The organism is Caballeronia sp. NK8, from assembly GCF_018408855.1.
GTDB lineage: Bacteria > Pseudomonadota > Gammaproteobacteria > Burkholderiales > Burkholderiaceae > Caballeronia.
The window spans coordinates 34,135-50,350 of record NZ_AP024326.1 but is presented as its reverse complement, the minus strand read 5'-3'; the positions used below and the strand labels follow the sequence as shown (position 1 = coordinate 50,350).

Sequence of the window (16,216 nt, the reverse complement as noted above, 5' to 3'; positions counted from 1 at the left end):
CGAAAGACGGCCCATTCGTTCTAGACTGAAGGCGTTACCCCGGTAAAATTTATCAATTCAACCCGAGAGGATTTGAGATTTTGAGCCGCCAGCCACCATCGCGGCCCTTCTCCATGACCTGGGTTGCAGTCCCCAGTTCTACATGCTTCTGGCCGTCGGGGCGCGTGATGCTGAGGGTCCAGTTCAGCAGAACGAGCGCAATCTCGCCGCTCGACAGGACGCGGCGCACGGTATTTCGAGTATGCGGTCGCATCGCCAGCAATTGGGCAAGAGACCGACGTAGGTCGCAAGGGCTTTCCTGCGCGACGTCACGGTTCGTCATCCGCATAGTGGCGTTATTACTGAACACGCGCAGTAATGCATCGAGATCGCCTGCGTTCATCGCTGCATCGAAGGCGGCCGGGACGTCCGCGGGCGAGTTACACACTACAGACTTGGCTTCTATCGCAGCGACGAAACGCGCGATGTTTTGCGCAACTTCCGCTGGTGCTTCGAGTGGCGATAGGTGCCCGGTGCCGGGAAGGATGTGCATCGCCGCATGCGGAATGCGAGGCAACAGTTCAGCCTGTAACGTCGCGACCCGATCCACCTGATCCCGCTCTCCTGAGATGACGATTGTCGGCACGACGATCGACGCCACCGCTGCGGAGATATTTTCGCGCATCGCGATCTCGGGCCACGCAGCCTTCGCTTGCGGTGCGGCCTTCAGGCTGTCCTCGATGACCTGTTCGCGGCACGCGGCGTCGAGCGGTCTCGCGGTGAGGACATGGTCGATCACGAATTCGACCGATTCGCGCGACTGGTAAGCGCCCGACAATGTCGCACGTTCCTCGTCGGAAAGAAGCATGGGCGAGGGCGGCGACGGCGCGACCAGCACGAGACCTTCGAGTCCTTTCGGTCGCCGCGACGCCATGAGTTGCGCGACCTTGCCGCCCATTGAATGACCGACAAGCACGAATCGCTTAAGTCCCAGCGCCTCGATCACGCCCTCGGCGTCGTTCGCTAGATCCTCGATACGGTAGCCATGCGCGGGTGCATCGGAGTCGCCCCAGCCGCGGTGGTCCGTGGCCACGATGCGGTATCGCTCCGGCAGCGCCTGGGCCACCTTGTTCCACGTGCGCGACGATCCTCCATAGTAGTGCAGGAAGACCAGCGCAAGCCCTCCCCTGCCTCGCTGCGTGACGTGAATCCGTGTACCGTTCGTTTCGATGTCCATTCCGTGCTCCTCGCTGGTTGGAGGGACCATCGTAGAGCCGCGCACCTGATTTGATAATTGCTTGAATATTGGCGACAGTCGATAATCCCGGTATCGAATCTGGTGACGTTATGGATCGACTGACAAGTCTTGGCGTGTTCGTTGCGGCCGTGGAAGAAGGCAGCTTCGCGGCGGCCGCGCGGCGTTTCGGGTTTTCGCCCGCAATGGCGGGCAAGCATGTAAGTGAGATCGAGGCACGGCTGAATGTGCGACTGCTTCAACGCACGACTCGGCGCCTGAGCCTGACGGACACGGGCCAGGCTTACTACGAGCGCTGCAAGCAAATTCTCGAAACATACGACGAAGCCAATCGGGAGGCTAGCGATTTACACGGCACGGCTCGCGGCGTCATGCGCATCGCCGCGCCCGTCACGTTCGGCGCGATGCATCTCGGACAAGTCGTTGCGCGCTATGTTGAAGACCACCCGAAGGTGAGTGTCGAGGTCGTGCTCGGCGATCGCTATGTCGATCTGCTCGATGCGGGCATCGACGTCGCTATCCGGATCGGGAGACTGGAAGACCCGGCGCTGGTAACACGCCGGATCGCCCCTTGCGGGATGGTCGTGTGCGCATCGCGCGCGTACCTCGAGTTGCATGGAACGCCGCGCAAGCCGCGCGATCTGCTGCAGGCGCCCAGACTCGCGTTCAGCGAAGCGGTATCCGCCGGGGACTGGACGTTGTTCGATGCGAAGGGCCGTGCACATGTTATCGATGGACCCGTGCGGGTGTCGGCCAACAACACGCAGATGCTGCTGTCGGCCGCGCTCGCCGGCGCCGGCATTGCGTACGGCCCGACATTCGTCTTTGGGGAGCATCTGCGGAATGGCGAACTCGTCGCTCTGCTGCCGGCATATCGCACCACCGACCTCGCAGTGCAGGCGGTCTATCCAAGCGCTCGCCGGGTACCGTTCAAAGTGCGCCGGTTCGTCGATTACCTTGCCGAAGCGTTCGGCGGCGATCCGCCCTGGGATGGTTGGAGCGTGAGAAAAACCGCCAAAAAGCGAACTTGAGCTTGGCCTTTCTCGAACCGGGTTTGACCTTTGGGGTTCGTTTGAGTCCCGCCAGAAATTGCTGTCCGCGCCTTCCGGAATAGTCGACACCCCAGTGGCCGTTTCGGTTTGATATCTGTCTGTCGACCAGCGAGCGTCGACTGGCTGTAACACTTCGGTTATGTCGTTTGCATGGATCGCGAGCCCAGAATAATCGACACTTTCGGTCATGAGATCAAGTGCGGTCATGAGCGGCCCATCGAGGTCGTCGTCCAGTTCGGCCAACGGAGACGCCATCTGTCCTCACTCAATGGCCGTTGTTCGGTAGGCTGATTGCCACCGGCACTGCCGCAAGCCGGCCATGAAGCGTCAGTCGATGCGCCATCGCTCGAACATTCCGACGTCGTCTCCGCCCTTGAGGGCAGCCGTTGAGGGAAAAAATCGACTGGCCAAGTTCACCTGGGGCAATCGGCTGCGTAAGGCGGTGTTAGGTCAACACGCCATCGCCTATCATGCGCCGAAAAGCGCCTCGCTTTCCTTGAATGAATCGATCAAGTGCTGCGTAACCACCTTTAACGTCGGGACGTTACGGTCCTGCCTGCGTATGAGAAGCCACATATCTCGCGGGGGGGGCAGCGGTCCTAGGGCGGACAAGCTTAACCCAGACAGACTTCGCCCTAGATAATGGGGCAGCAAAGCTAAGCCCCCGCCGTCCCGAGCCGCAATAGCTTGCAGTATGTGATTTTCAGCGCGGAATGAAACACGACAGTGAGGGAAATGCTGCGACAACCAGCTCGTGCCCGGCATGTCGGCGCTTTCTTCGTTGAAACTTATGAAAACGGGCGACTCTCCTCGTTCGACTCGTTCACACTGCGCTGTTGCGCCATAGAAGCCGAACGACATGAGGCCGAGTGACTTGGCGATCAAGTCCGCGTCGGCAAGGCGACCCACGCGCACCGCGATATCTGCTTTGTGACGGTCGAGGCTGACCGAACGAAGGTTCGTCGCAAGATCAATGTCGATACCGGGGTAGGACTCGGTGAGACGGGTAAGGCGGGCAAGCATAAAGCCCTGTGTCAGCGCGGGCGGTGCATTTATACGCACCAGGCCTCGAAGGCTGCCGTCTCCATCGCTCGCCCCGGCATGCTTCATTCTCTGCGCTGCAGCTTCCATCTCCGCTGCAACCTGTAACGTAGTTCTTCCTGCAGGGGTCAGTACATATCCTTCTGGCCTGCGCTCGACCAGTTTCTGACCTGCGCTCTCCTCAAGAGACTGAACACGGCGGGCGACCGTTGCATGATTAACGCGCAGTGCGCGTGCCGTTGCAGACAGGCTTCCGTAGCGTCCCAGCGCCAGAAAAATCCTCATGTCCTGCCAGTCGAGTTCCGTGCGTTTTTTATCAGTCATTGCGCAAGAATAGCGACTCCCCGTTCACGAAGTCCAGCGCTAACCTCTGTCCATACCACGAGATGCCAACGGCATCCGAAGTTCATTTAACAGCCAGGAGAAATATCATGGGTCAGAAGAAGGTAGCCATTGTCACCGGCGCTTCGCAAGGTATGGGCGAGGGCATCGTCAAGGCTTTTCGCACGCGCGGCTACGGCGTGGTTGCGACATCGCGCTCAATTCAGCCTTCAGCCGACCCGGACCTTGTGACCGTCGCGGGCGACATCGGTGACCCGGAGACCGGCAAGCGTGTGGTTGCTGCAGCGCTGGACCGGTTTGGCCGCATCGACACGCTGGTGAACAACGCCGGCATCTTTATCGGCAAGGCATTCACCGAATACACTGAAGAAGATTATCGTCTCAAGCTAAAGACCAACCTCGACGGTTTCTTTTTCACTACCCAGCAGGTCATTCCGGTGATGTTGAAACAGGGCAGCGGACACGTTGTCCAGATCACTGCCTCGACGGCGGAATTTGCCAGCTCCCGCTCTCCAGCTTTTCTCACGATGCTGACCAAGGGCGGGATGAATTCCGCCACCAAGAGCATGGCAATCGAGTACGCCACACGCGGCATCCGCGTGAACGCTGTGGCTCCGGGCGTCATCCGCACGCCCATGCACGATCCGAGCATGGTGGAAAAGCTGGCTGCCTTTCACCCCATGAACAAGCTAGGTGAGGTCGAAGATATTGTTCGAGCGGTGCTCTACCTCGAGGACGCAGCCTTCTCGACCGGCGAGATCCTACACGTCGATGGCGGTCTTATCGCAGGGCGCTGAGCTGCAACGGAGGCGCGCAACCGGCGCCTCCCCCTTCTCCTGGAGAACCGTATGCCGATTGTGAATATCCTTGTGACCCGTGAAGGCACCATCCCTGGCGAGAAACGCACGACCCGCGAGCAGAAAGCCGCCGTGTACAAAGGCATCGCCGACCTGCTTTTCACGGTAATGGGTAAGCCGCACGAAGATACCACTGTTATCTTCCACGAACACGAGATCGATCACATCGGACAGGGCGGGCTGCCGCTGTCCAACTACCGCAATCAACTTGCTCTGGTTCGTCGAGTAGCCCCTGATCTTGCTCGACGTGCGTTTCTGCAGCGTTCTCTCTTTCAAGAGATGGGCACCCCATCGACCCGTCTACGCGGGCACCAGCCGCCCACTTGGCGGGCAACGTTCGCCGAGCCACAAAGTGGGAAGCGCTGCACGCGCGCCTATCTGCCATAAAGGGACCGTCGAGGTGGCGGTCCGGTTCAGTTAAACTAAACCTCATCGGTCCTCCCTCAATGTCCGCTTTTCGGCAAGCGCATTGCGCGCGGCACCGCCTCGACCCGGCCAATTGCAGCCTCTCAGCACCTGCAACACGTGGGCTTTCGAACGGCCGGTTGTCATCGGATTCCGGCCTAGTGCCGCCAGCCGCAATGCTGCGTCTCATCGCGTCGGGTGGGAGTCAATAAATGCAGAGACGTCATCCAGCACTGGAGCAACCGTGATAAAGATCGACAACGCGCGCACAGGTTTCGCGAGGCTTCCCACAGCCATTGCGTGGTTCACTTTTGGATAGCGCTTGAGCACCAACTGGTCACCTGCTGCCGCCAGACGTCTGGCGAAGCGTGTCGTGTTGCCCGGATCAACGGTGCGGTCTGCAGTGCCGACGGCTAGAAAAATCGGCGGCTCATGTCCATCGATATGGTTGATGGGCTGACTGGTCTCGCGCAACGACGGTGGAAAGATAGCTTCGAGCGTCCTGTCTTCAAGCGGTAAAAAATCATACGGGCCGGCAAGCCCGATTGCTCCGGCAAGTTGGGTTGCGTCCATGCCGTGTAATCGGAGATACCGATGGTCGGTCGCGAGCAGCATGGCGATATGGGCGCCAGCCGAATGGCCCATGACATAAAGGCGGCGAGGATCGGCGCCGAAGGCGAGCGCATGTCCCCGGGCCCAGGACACGGCTGCTGCCGCATCGTCCATGAAACCTGGAAACGTAGTTTGTGGGTAGCGCCGATAATCGGGGATCATTGTCACATAGCCCCGCGAGGCAAGAGCTTCGCCGACGAATCGATAGTCATCACGCTCGCCCGTCTGCCAACTTCCTCCGTAAAAGAAAACGATGATCGGTCGGTCAGCGCCAGTGTTCGCGGACGTTTTCGGCACGTAGACATCGAGCAAATGACGCTCGCCGCGTCCATAAGACAACCCTGAGTAAGCGTCGTAATCGTTACGTGGAGTCAAGGTATTGACGAGGCGCACCGGGTTGCATCCAGCAAGAATTGCAAGCGTCGACAGACAAGCGACGAGAGACGCCGCGTGTCGCATGAAATACTGTGACGGAAACATCAAATTATCCTGACATGATTGTTGAAGGTGACCCAGGTATCAATACGAAGGTTCATTCTTCAAGGATGCCGATGGCGTGACATGGACGATTGGGGAGCAGTCGCACGTCATGGTCCTGCACCAGCGAGAATGCGAGCGACAGACGTTTGCGCCGCCAAGCTGCAGCATCAGCCCGACACGACTGACTCTGAGGACCCGCCGGATGCCGTCTCCGCACGATTGTCGACCCGGCGGAAGATGATGACGAAGTGGGTATGTTGACGTTGCGGCTGAACTGCGACGGCGCGTCTGCCCCCGGGTTTAGTGACGGAAGCCCTTCTTGCGGAGGTGGCATTCGAAGTTGTACGCCGCTCCGTGTGCGCAGTGGCGTCAGGCGTAGTTGATGCCGCGTCGATTTCAGCGCTCTTTTCCGGTTTGTCAGGGGACTCGGCAAGTTTTCGCGTTGATTCAGACCCGGTGGGACGCACGTCGCCAGTGGGCGTGTGGAGCGAAGCCTCTCAATCAGTTGTGCGGGGTTGCCTGTGATGTATGTCAGGATGCGGTGTGGCGCTGTGCCGATTGGCGGCCTGACCAGCCGGCTTCAGTATCCTGCGCGCAGGCGCTCGATCGTATCGGTCACTTCCTCAAGCAGAACAGGCTTATACAGAACGATCGATTGTGGCGGCAAATGGGCAAGCAGATCGTTGTCGGCGGACATGCCGGTCGTGAATATGACTGGCAAGCGCGGATACATCTCACCAATTATGCGGGCGAGTAACGCCCCGTTCATGCCATGCATGCCAATGTCGGCGATCACGACATCTGGAAGGTTCGACTCAAGAGCACGCAGCGCATCGATACCGCTTTTCGCGACCGACATTGCATAACCGGCGGCGCTCAATAGCTCGCACAAGGACACCCGCAGTTCCTGATCTTCGTCTACCAGCAGGATATGTGCGTTGAGTGAGGAGGATTCGGCATCGCCGGTCTCAGGCTTCCTATCCGCAGAGACACTGCTGACAGCTCGCTCCTGTTGAACGATCTGCAGCAGGACAGTGGCTGTCGTGCCTTGGCCGGGACTGGTGTCTACGCGCGCGGTTCCACCTGCAGCAAGCGCGAAGCCATACACCTGGGCCAATCCGAGTCCGGTGCCCCTGCCTTCGGTCTTGGTGGTGAAGAAGGGTTCGAAAGCGCGCGTGGCAACCTCGAGTGGCATGCCGGGACCGTCGTCGGTGACGGACAGCTCGACGTATTCACCCGCCTTCAGGCCCGTCGACAAGAACGACTCCTGTTGCTCGATGCGCCGTGTACGTACGGTGATCGTGCCCGTCCCGTCGAGCGCGTCGCGCGCGTTGATCACCAGGTTGAGCACCGCCGCCTCAAGCTGCGCCGGATTGCAACGTGCGAGACACTCATAGGTCCCGAGTTCAAAATCGATACGGATCCCGCTGCCAAGCGTTCGAGCAAGCAAATCACGCATGCCTGCGACATGAACGGAGACGCAAAGCGGCTCCGCCTCCGGCGCCTGATCACGAGAAAAAGAAAGGATCTGCGCGACCAGATCCGCACCGCGTCGAACGGCTGTGAGTCCGCTTTGCGTCCATCGAACGACTTGCTCCGGCTGGGCCGCCTTCAGCTGAGCAAGCTGCAGCGTCGTGCTGATCGTCTGCAACAGGTTATTGAAGTCATGTGCAACGCCGCCCGTGAGCTGGCCGACCGACGCCACACGCTGTTGTCTTCGTAGCTCGGAATGGGTGGTGTCGTCATCGGCCAAGGCGCGGCTGATTTTTTCCTGCATCGCCTGTCTTCGAATCTCGCTTTCGATCTCGGATTCGCGCGCGTGGAGAAGGCGGGCGGTTTGCCTCGCGAGTGCCTGAAGCGCATCCAGTTGTCGCGACGTGAGTGTCCGAGGCACCTGATCGATCACGCACACCGTTCCCAAGGCGTGCCCGCTATCCGTCACAATCGGTGCGCCCGCATAAAAACGGATGTGGGGTGGACCGACAACGAGGGGATTTTCGCAAAAACGCAGATCGGCAGCCGCGTCAGCCACAACCAGTAATTCCGACGGTTTCAGGATCGCATGTGCGCAGAAAGCCTGATCCCGATGCGTTTGGCGCACCTCCAGCCCAATACACGCCTTGAACCACTGTCGCTCGGCGTCGATCAGGGACACCAGCGCGATTGGCACGTCGCAGATGGTCGACGCCAGCGCAACGATGTCATCGAAGGACGACTCGGGCAACGTATCGAGAATGCCGAGATGCCGGAGCGCTATTAAGCGCGCAGCTTCGTCATCAGGTTTGGGCGCTGCTTGATGTGCCATGGACTTTACGCTACGGAGGTCGTCTGCGCTTGATTATATATTTTGGCGCCGACCTGCCTGGCTCGACCGCACGCAGAAGACAAGACAGGGCTTATTTCCCATGGCGAGCCGACGGATGAGTGCTTCGCTCACTGTGAAAGGTACACTTCGCGCACCTCCGGCAATCTACGCCCTGGTCGGTACCGGCAAACTGGATGGCCTTGATCCCGAGGCATACCTGCGCCACGTCATCGCCCGCATCGGCGAACACCCCGTCAATCGCGTCAACGAGCTGTTGCCATCGGTCGTTGCCAATCAGCTTCCCCACGACGTCGCCTGAACTCAACGCGCTGCCGTTCAACCATTCGCTATCAACACGCTGTGCAGAACGGTCGTGGTCGGACGGTTACGAACTCGGGAACCGGAGGGATGCTCTACCTGCACAACTCGGCAATTGCCGTCGTTCAAGTCTAGCTTGTCGGCGAGCCGCTGCCCGCATTTGTCCGGCCGTTCGCACGTCGCCGGTCTTGAGTGATTGTTTATGCCAGTCGAGGCGTGTTCGCGGCCGATGGCGTCCAGTGGAATCGTACAGCTTTACCGCACACTGGTTGCGATCGGTCGTAGCGCATCATGCGCGGTAATCGCCACGCGGTAGCTTTACCGAGAACACCGTTTCTGCCGGGTCGGATCGCACGTCGATTTCGCCTCTGTGTGCCCTAGCAATCTCGCGCGCGACATACAGTCCGAGCCCAAGACTGCTGTCGGTAGTATTGCCTGGATGGTTCGGGCCGCGCTGGAGTGGATCAAAAATAAGATCAAGTGTTGACCGCTCAATGGCGTTACCAGTGTTTTTCACTTCCAGCAGAACATCCGCGGCCTCGTCGGTTACTGTCACATTCACCGGCGCGTCTTGCGCTCCGTACTTGATAGCATTCAGTACCAGATTGCCCAACAACTGCTGGAGACGTCGGCCATCCCAGACACCCATGCAATCACCGACTACAGCTAGATCAATCGGACGGTCTGGATACACGACCCGCAACTGGTCCAGTGAATCGGCAAATAACTGGGCCAGGTCGACATTGCTCGGTGCGATATTGATACCCAAACCGAGCCTGCTTCGATTGAAATCAACCATATCGTCGAGCAGCGCCTGCATCCGGGAGCCGCTTCTGATCAAGCGCGAAGCGGCTCCCGACACTTTCTCGCCGGCGTTCAGTGTCCCCAGATACGACGCTGTGATCTGAATGGTCTGGAGCGGACTGCGCATGTCGTGCCCGAGCATCGCAAGGAACAGATTACGGGCCAGGTCCACCTGCATGCCGAAAAAGTCTACCGATTCGGCGACTGCCTGATCGATGGCCTCGTTGAAACGGACCATGTCATCTTCGTGATGACTGTCGTGCGCGCCCTCGTCCATCCACAATCGAAGTACGCTCGCACGCAGGGCGCGATATTCGGCAACCATCTGGCTAATGTCAAAGCCGCTTCGCGCACGCAACAGGGCGTGCGCTTGTGCAGCTGTCTCTGGAGCCCCAGGAGGTGGCGACATGTGCCCTTTGGATCTTTCAACCTGATCCGTCCCGGATTGGGGCGTGGAAATATCTTTTGCCACGGCCTCCAGTATCTGTTGCGCATGGTCCCGTAAGGCTAGAGATCGCATGTCTGTGGCTGCGGGCAAGAGTGTGCTGGCGAACGCCTCCCACCGCGCCACAATGTCTTCCATACGGGCCAGGATGAAATTGGCTAATCGCATGCACCCCCTTGGGGACGCGAAGTCCCGATTGAGATACTTTCGCCGGAATCTTTTGTAAGAGCAAACTTTGCGCCTTTTCGGGCTCGTCAATTGCGGCTCGCATCGCAATCGGAGACATCCATGCGCTACCCAATCTCCACGCGCCTGCTCCTTGCAGACGATGACCCTAATATATTGACTGCCTACGTGTTGTTCTTCGCCAGTCACGGTTACGACATTCGCACCGCTGGAGATGGTGCGGGTGCGCTTGAGGAATACCGTGCATGGCTCCCGGCCGTTGTGGTTCTCGATATTCAGATGCCCTCTATGGACGGGTGGGCGGTGGCAAGGGAAATTCGACATCAACAATCCGACCCGTTTCCCGTGCTGGTGGCGATTAGTGCGCTGTCATCGCCCTCTGAGCAAGCCGAGTCAATCAAGTCCGGATTTGACCACCATTTTGTAAAGCCTGCGGACCTGCGTGTAGTTCTCGCAGCGATCGCTCACCACTCGCATACGCCGTAACGTCACGAACGCACGAGCGCCGTTTCGTCGGAGGCCCCATAAGCTGTCCGAGTCTAGCGTTCAGTGCTAGTGCTTAAGACATGCCGCGTTTGTACTCGGTGTCTTCCCTCCTCACAAATGAAATTGTACGCAAACCGATGCAGACGATTTGGCGGCCTTCTTCGGCGAATATCGTCCGTTGAACGCCCGCTGCCTTTCGTGAAGAGCCATTGACGCCTCGAGCTGCCGGAAGTCCGCTGAGGGTCGAAGAACGAAACCGCTCGCGCGGTAGGGGGCTACGGCCCGACTTGGCGGGCCTTGAGAGGGGAGCGGCGCGATTCCGTATGTTGATGATCGGGGCAATCCGCCTCGTTCCTCAACGGAGCCGCATCATGACCTCCACTCAACCGGGCGTCAGCCCGCTGCGTCAGCGTATGAAAGACGACATGCGCATGCGCAAGCTTTCTCCCGCGACTCAAGCCGGCTATCTGCGCATTGTGCGTGAATTTGCTCGATACCTTTAGCGCTCGCCCGACACGGCGACTGTCGAAGACCTGCGAAACTACCAGTTGTACTTGGTCGATCGCGGAACCTCGCCCGTTTCCCTGAATGCCGCGATCACCGGGTTGAAGTTTTTCTTCGAGATCACGCTTCAGAAACCAGAACTGATGGCTCGAATGCAGCCGGTGCGCGTGCCGCGCGTACTGCCGGTTATCCTCAGCCCCGACGAGGTCCGGCGACTGATTGCGGCAACAGGTAATTTAAAGCAGCAGACGGCGTTGTCGCTGGCTTACGGCACTGGGTTGCGTGCCGGCGAAGTGGTCGCGCTCAAGGTGGGCGATATCGATAGCCAGCGCATGACGCTGCGCGTCGAACAGGGCAAGGGCCGTAAGGATCGCTACGCGATGCTCTCACCGGTGTTGCTCGAGCGCTTGCGGGTCTGGTGGCGCGTGGCCCGCTCGCAGGGCAAGATGCCGGATGGCGGCTGGTTATTCCCGGGGCTCGATCCTGTCGACCCGCTGACTCCGCGGCAACTGAATCGCGCGATTCGCGCTGCGGCCGAAGCCGCACAAATCGACAAGCGCGTATCGATGCATACGCTGCGCCACAGTTTTGCCACGCACCTGCTTGAACAGAAGGTGGATATCCGTGTGATTCAAGTGCTGCTTGGCCACAAGAAGCTTGAGACGACAGCGCTCTACGCACAGGTCGCCACCGATTTGCTGCACGAAGTCGTCAGTCCGTTGGAGCGCCTGCGTACCGAGTAACGGACGCGCGTTCAGACCGATGTTGGAGGTCGCGGACATCTTCCGCGCCTGCGGGGCCACGTGGCGACGCACGGTAGCACTGAGCCTCGGGCAGCTGAAGGTGATGTCGGCTATTGAACAGTGCCGCAGCGCGGCGCTGGGTGGACATGTGTTGCGCTGTTCGGGCTGTGCACGAACCGAGATCGCCTATAACTCATGTCGGAATCGCCATTGCCCGAAGTGTCAGGGCAGTGCCGCACGCCGCTGGCTCGAAGCGCGCGAGGCTGATCTGCTGCCGGTCGAGTACTATCACGTCGTCTTCACGCTTCCCGCACCGATCAGTGCGATCGCCTGGTATAACAAGCGCGTCATCTACGGGCTGCTGTTCGACATCGCGGCCGAGACGCTACGCACCATCGCGGCGGACCCTAAGCATCTGGGCGCCGACATTGGCGCCACGCTCGTGCTGCACACATGGGGCTCAGCGCTCACGCATCATCCGCATGTGCACGGCATTGTCCCTGGCGGCGGCCTGTCAGCCAATGGCGAACGCTGGATCGCCTGTCGGCCTGGCTTCTTCTTGCCCGTGCGTGTGCTCTCGCGCCTGTTTCGCAGGCGCTTCCTCGACGCGCTCACTGATGCTCATAAGCGTGGACGGCTTCAGTTCTTTGGCGAGTACGCGCAGCTCGCTGACCGAGCGGCTTTCGCACAGTGGCTCGCGCCGCTGCGCGCCTCCGAATAGTTCGTGTACGCCAAGCGTCCGTTTGCGGGCCCTGAAGCGGTGCTCGCGTACCTCTCACGCTATACACATCGCGTCGCGATCTCCAACCAGCGCCTGCTCGCCTTCGACGGACAGCGCGTGAGCTTCCGTTGGAAAGATTACCGACAGAAGGGTCGTACTCGCTATAAAGCCATGACGCTCGAATCCAGCGAGTTCATGCGCCGCTTCCTGCTCCATGTGTTGCCCGCCGGCTTCCATCGAATCCGCCACTATGGGTTACTCGCCAATCCGGTGCGCCGCGCCAACCTGGTGAAGATTCGCACGCTGCTCAGGGTTGCGCGCAAACTCTGCCCGTCGTCGCACGACGCAGTCGTGGTCGATCAACCGATCTTTATCTGTCGCCACTGCGGTGCGCCAATGCTCGTCATCGATATTCTGACGCGCACCGTACCGATTCGCGCACCACCAAAGGCAGCACAGCGATGAGCACCTCGCTTCGATCTGCACTTCAACCGTCGGCTTTGCGTCAGCGCGACCGACAAGGGGACTGTTGTGCCTTCAGTGTCGTTCACTGTTCCACGGCCGTCGTCCCAACTCAGAATCGCACGCGACATTGTCTCCATTGCCGCGGCCACGCCTCTTCGGACGTCCGCATTGACCGCCGTCGACCCGCCACACAGACCAGTCACACCGATCAATCGCCATAGCGAAGACGCTGGCCACATCGGACCAGCCCGCGGTTTCCTTCCTCGAGGTTTATTCAACGCCTGCCCGCACGCGTCGTCGTTCGCTCACGAGTCTATGGTCGGAGGCAGGCGTCGAACAAACCCAAACGGGAGTGCGCGTTCGCGACTGGCTGCTTTCAGGCAGCTAAAGACCAATGGCCGCTTTCCGGCGATGATTTCGGAGAGCCGACTGCCGCTGAGATTGACCCGCTCCAACGGACAGATTTGCAGTTAAAGATTTGTCGTCGTCCGGCCTCCGTTAAGCGTTGAGTCGCGGGTTGTCCACGGACGGGCAGCGGGTCGCTTCTCACGACCACGACGCTGCCCGTCGGTGGGCAACCCGCAGGGTGATACGGTTTTTCTCTTGGCGCTCAGGTTTTCGAATTCGAGCGGCGAACAATAGCCGATGCTGCTATGCAGGCGGCGTACGTTGTACCAGCCTTCCAAGAAAGAGAAGATGCGCCTGCGGGTTTGTTCATGGGTCGCGAAGTGTTCGCGCGACAGGAGTTCTGCTTCGAGTGTCCCAAAGAAGGATTCGCACATCGCATTGTCGTACGCGTCGCCGGCTGTACCCATCGAGGGCTGCACGCCGGCTTCGCGGCAGCGTCGCCCAAAGGCAATGGATGTGTATTGGGCTCCCTGGTCGGAATGTAAAATCACGCCCTCATGACGTCGCTGCTGGAGGGCCATGTCGAGCGCGCGCAACATCAGTTCGGTGTACAAGTGGCTCGACATCGCCCAGCCGACGATGCGCCGGCTGAAGACATCAAGCACCACAGCCAGATAGAGAAAGCCTTCTGTCGTCGGAATGTAGGTGGCATCTGCGACCCACAGTATGTTGGGCCCTTCAGCATTGAAGTGCCGGCGCACGAGGTCCGGCGCACGCCGTGCCCCCGCACGCTGGCGCGTTGTACGCGGCCAGCGCCGTCGACTTGCTCCCCGTAGGTCCGCGATGCGCATCAGGCGCGCGACTCGTTTGCGTCCCACGTGCACCCCCTCGCGCGCAAGTTGCGCATGGATGCGCGGCACTCCGTACGTACCTCGCGAACTCGCATGCAGCGTACGAATGCGCGTCAGTAGCTGAGCATCGCTACGTGACCGCCTTGATGGCTCCCTCACCAGCCACGCGTAGTAACCGTTGGTCGAGACTCCCAGCAGCCGCGCCATCGTGGCAATGGGCCAACGGGCCTGGTTTGCTCTCATGAATCCGTATCCTTCGAGGACACGGCTCCTGTCTCGCGGGCGAACCAGGCCGCGGCGTAAGAGAGAATGTCGCGCTCCGTCTTTAATTGCCGATTCTCGCGGCGCAAACGGGTGAGCTCTTGGCGCTCAGCCGTGGTCAACCCCTCCTGACGCACGCCGGCGTCAATATCCGCCTGCGCCACCCAGTTGATTATCGTCTGCACACTAGTCTTACTGTGTCATAAAACGCATGGCATTATGGAAGCTTCTTCATCCTTTGCATGAGGAAGTGATGGACTGGGAGACGTCGTTCGACGAGTATCTGGAACATCTATGTGAGGCAGTCGGGCATAGCGATCGCCACTCCGGGTTGATTGGCTATTGCCAAGGCTTGATGCTGCCGATCCGGCGCAAGAGCGTGGAGACGCTGGCAGCACATCTGGAACCTCAGCGCGTGAGTGCGCGGCACCAATCACTTCATCACTTCGTGTCGAAGTCGGAATGGTCTGACGCCGCGTTACTCGAACAAGTGCGTCGCTGGGTGCTGCCGCACATGGATCCGACAAAGGGCCTTTACTGGATCATTGACGACACGGGCTCCCCGAAGAAGGGGAAGCATTCGGTTGGGGTGGCGCGGCAATATTGTGGGCAACTGGGCAAACAGGATAACTGCCAGGTGGCCGTGAGCCTGTCGGTGGCCACCGAAGAGGCAAGCCTGCCGGTGGCTTATCAGCTTTATCTGCCACAGGAATGGGCCGACGATCCGCCACGGCGGGCGCAGGCTGGCGTGCCCGATGAGATCGGGTTTGCGACCAAGCCGCAGATCGCACTCGCGCAGTTGCGCGAGGCCCGGCAAAGCGGTGCACCGGACGGTGTCGTACTGGCCGATGCAGGATACGGAAACGACACTGCGTTTCGCGATGCCCTCAGCGAAATCGGCTTGCAATATGCGGTGGGTATCCAATCGAGCACCCGTGTATGGGCGCCAGGCACTGCGCCGCTGCCTGCCGAGCCATCCAGCGGCAAGCCTGGCCGACCGAGAAGTCTGCAGCGCCGTGTACCGCGGCATGAACCGGCATCGGTCAAGGAGTTGGCCGTCGGGCTTGACGCTTCCCGCTATCGTACGGTTTCGTGGCGTGAAGGCACGCGCGCTACGCTCAGTTCGCGATTCGCAGCGGTGCGGGTGCGCGCCTCACACCGCGATTACTGGCGGCCCACGCCGCGCGACGAGGAATGGCTGCTGGTTGAATGGCCCGATGGCGAGCCCGAGCCAATCAAATACTGGCTCTCGACGTTGGCCGCAGGCACGCCTGTGGACCGCCTCGTTCAGGTTGCAAAAATGCGTTGGCGCATCGAGCGTGATTACCAGGACCTGAAGCAGGAATTTGGCCTCGGGCACTTTGAAGGGCGCGGCTGGCGCGGGTTTCATCACCATGCATCGCTATGCATTGCCGCTTACGGCTTCCTCGTTGCTCAGCGCCTCATTCAGGGAGGTAGTAAAAAAAACGCTGCGATCCGCGACACGTCTGGCTTACCCTCGGACTACGTGCCACGCGGCTCCCCAGCGCGCGCAGCGCCACGTGGCTGACTCGATCGCCACGCTGCGCTGGTGCATCGCTGCGCACGTCGCTAAGCGGCTCCAGCGATGCCCATTCTGCAGTTCTGCCTCGACATATTTAATGACACAGTAAGACTAGGCTCGAACTCTCGCGCAAGCTCCTCGGGTGTTCGCCCCGCCTTCACCAGCTCGACTATGTGAGCCCGGAACTCCGCCGGGTACGGTGCTCGATGCTTG

The 16,216-nt window shown here is 60.0% G+C and carries 10 protein-coding genes and 4 pseudogenes; 8 read left to right on the top strand and 6 right to left on the bottom strand.

Features of this window, described 5'->3' with window-relative positions; translation table 11 throughout:
- Positions 1-52: 52 nt before the first annotated feature.
- Positions 53-1,216 carry an alpha/beta fold hydrolase gene (locus NK8_RS33060; RefSeq protein WP_213233686.1) on the bottom strand — a complete coding sequence of 388 codons (1,164 nt, stop codon included), beginning with the start codon at positions 1,214-1,216 and terminating at the stop codon, positions 53-55.
- A 110-nt stretch (positions 1,217-1,326) separates the two neighbouring features.
- Here NK8_RS33060 and NK8_RS33055 point away from each other — a divergent pair, with 110 nt between their 5' ends.
- Positions 1,327-2,265, top strand: a complete 939-nt coding sequence (locus NK8_RS33055; RefSeq protein WP_213233685.1) for a LysR family transcriptional regulator — start codon at positions 1,327-1,329, stop codon at positions 2,263-2,265.
- 489 nt (positions 2,266-2,754) lie between these two features.
- Here NK8_RS33055 and NK8_RS33050 read toward each other — a convergent pair whose 3' ends face one another.
- The gene (locus NK8_RS33050) at positions 2,755-3,651 is read right to left on the bottom strand and encodes a LysR family transcriptional regulator (RefSeq protein WP_213233684.1); all 897 of its coding nucleotides are present in this window, start codon (positions 3,649-3,651) and stop codon (positions 2,755-2,757) included.
- Between the two features lie 104 nt (positions 3,652-3,755).
- Here NK8_RS33050 and NK8_RS33045 point away from each other — a divergent pair, with 104 nt between their 5' ends.
- Positions 3,756-4,466, top strand: a complete 711-nt coding sequence (locus tag NK8_RS33045; protein ID WP_213233984.1) for an SDR family NAD(P)-dependent oxidoreductase — start codon at positions 3,756-3,758, stop codon at positions 4,464-4,466.
- A 51-nt stretch (positions 4,467-4,517) separates the two neighbouring features.
- Positions 4,518-4,913 (top strand): 4-oxalocrotonate tautomerase family protein, encoded by a 396-nt coding sequence (locus NK8_RS43815; protein ID WP_213233683.1) that lies wholly within the window; start codon positions 4,518-4,520, stop codon positions 4,911-4,913.
- A 204-nt stretch (positions 4,914-5,117) separates the two neighbouring features.
- On the opposite strand, the gene NK8_RS33035 is transcribed toward NK8_RS43815, so the two are convergent.
- Both NK8_RS33035 and NK8_RS33030 read right to left on the bottom strand, forming a co-directional pair.
- A complete protein-coding gene (locus NK8_RS33035) occupies positions 5,118-6,023 on the bottom strand; it encodes an alpha/beta hydrolase (RefSeq protein WP_213233682.1) in 906 nt (301 codons plus the stop codon).
- A gap of 580 nt (positions 6,024-6,603) precedes the next feature.
- On the bottom strand, positions 6,604-8,328 hold the full coding sequence (locus NK8_RS33030) for an ATP-binding protein (RefSeq protein WP_213233681.1): 1,725 nt from the start codon (positions 8,326-8,328) through the stop codon (positions 6,604-6,606).
- A 160-nt stretch (positions 8,329-8,488) separates the two neighbouring features.
- Here NK8_RS33030 and NK8_RS33025 point away from each other — a divergent pair.
- A pseudogene (locus NK8_RS33025) lies at positions 8,489-8,647 on the top strand (transposase domain-containing protein); the annotation flags it as partial.
- 288 nt (positions 8,648-8,935) lie between these two features.
- Here the strand turns inward: NK8_RS33025 and NK8_RS33020 are convergent.
- Positions 8,936-10,063, bottom strand: a complete 1,128-nt coding sequence (locus NK8_RS33020; protein WP_213233680.1) for a sensor histidine kinase — start codon at positions 10,061-10,063, stop codon at positions 8,936-8,938.
- Positions 10,064-10,183: 120 nt separating this feature from the next.
- Here NK8_RS33020 and NK8_RS33015 point away from each other — a divergent pair, with 120 nt between their 5' ends.
- The 3 genes and pseudogenes from NK8_RS33015 to NK8_RS33005 all read left to right on the top strand — a co-directional run bounded on the left by NK8_RS33015 (position 10,184) and on the right by NK8_RS33005 (position 13,000).
- The gene (locus NK8_RS33015) at positions 10,184-10,567 is read left to right on the top strand and encodes a response regulator (RefSeq protein WP_213233679.1); all 384 of its coding nucleotides are present in this window, start codon (positions 10,184-10,186) and stop codon (positions 10,565-10,567) included.
- 371 nt (positions 10,568-10,938) lie between these two features.
- A pseudogene (locus NK8_RS33010) lies at positions 10,939-11,814 on the top strand (tyrosine-type recombinase/integrase).
- Between the two features lie 19 nt (positions 11,815-11,833).
- A pseudogene (locus tag NK8_RS33005) lies at positions 11,834-13,000 on the top strand (IS91 family transposase).
- A 617-nt stretch (positions 13,001-13,617) separates the two neighbouring features.
- Here NK8_RS33005 and NK8_RS33000 read toward each other — a convergent pair.
- Positions 13,618-14,576 (bottom strand): annotated as a pseudogene (locus NK8_RS33000) (IS3 family transposase); the annotation flags it as partial.
- Between the two features lie 137 nt (positions 14,577-14,713).
- On the opposite strand from NK8_RS33000, the gene NK8_RS32990 reads away from it, so the two are divergent.
- On the top strand, positions 14,714-16,009 hold the full coding sequence (locus NK8_RS32990) for an IS701 family transposase (RefSeq protein ID WP_213233677.1): 1,296 nt from the start codon (positions 14,714-14,716) through the stop codon (positions 16,007-16,009).
- The last annotated feature ends 207 nt before the right edge of the window (positions 16,010-16,216 follow it).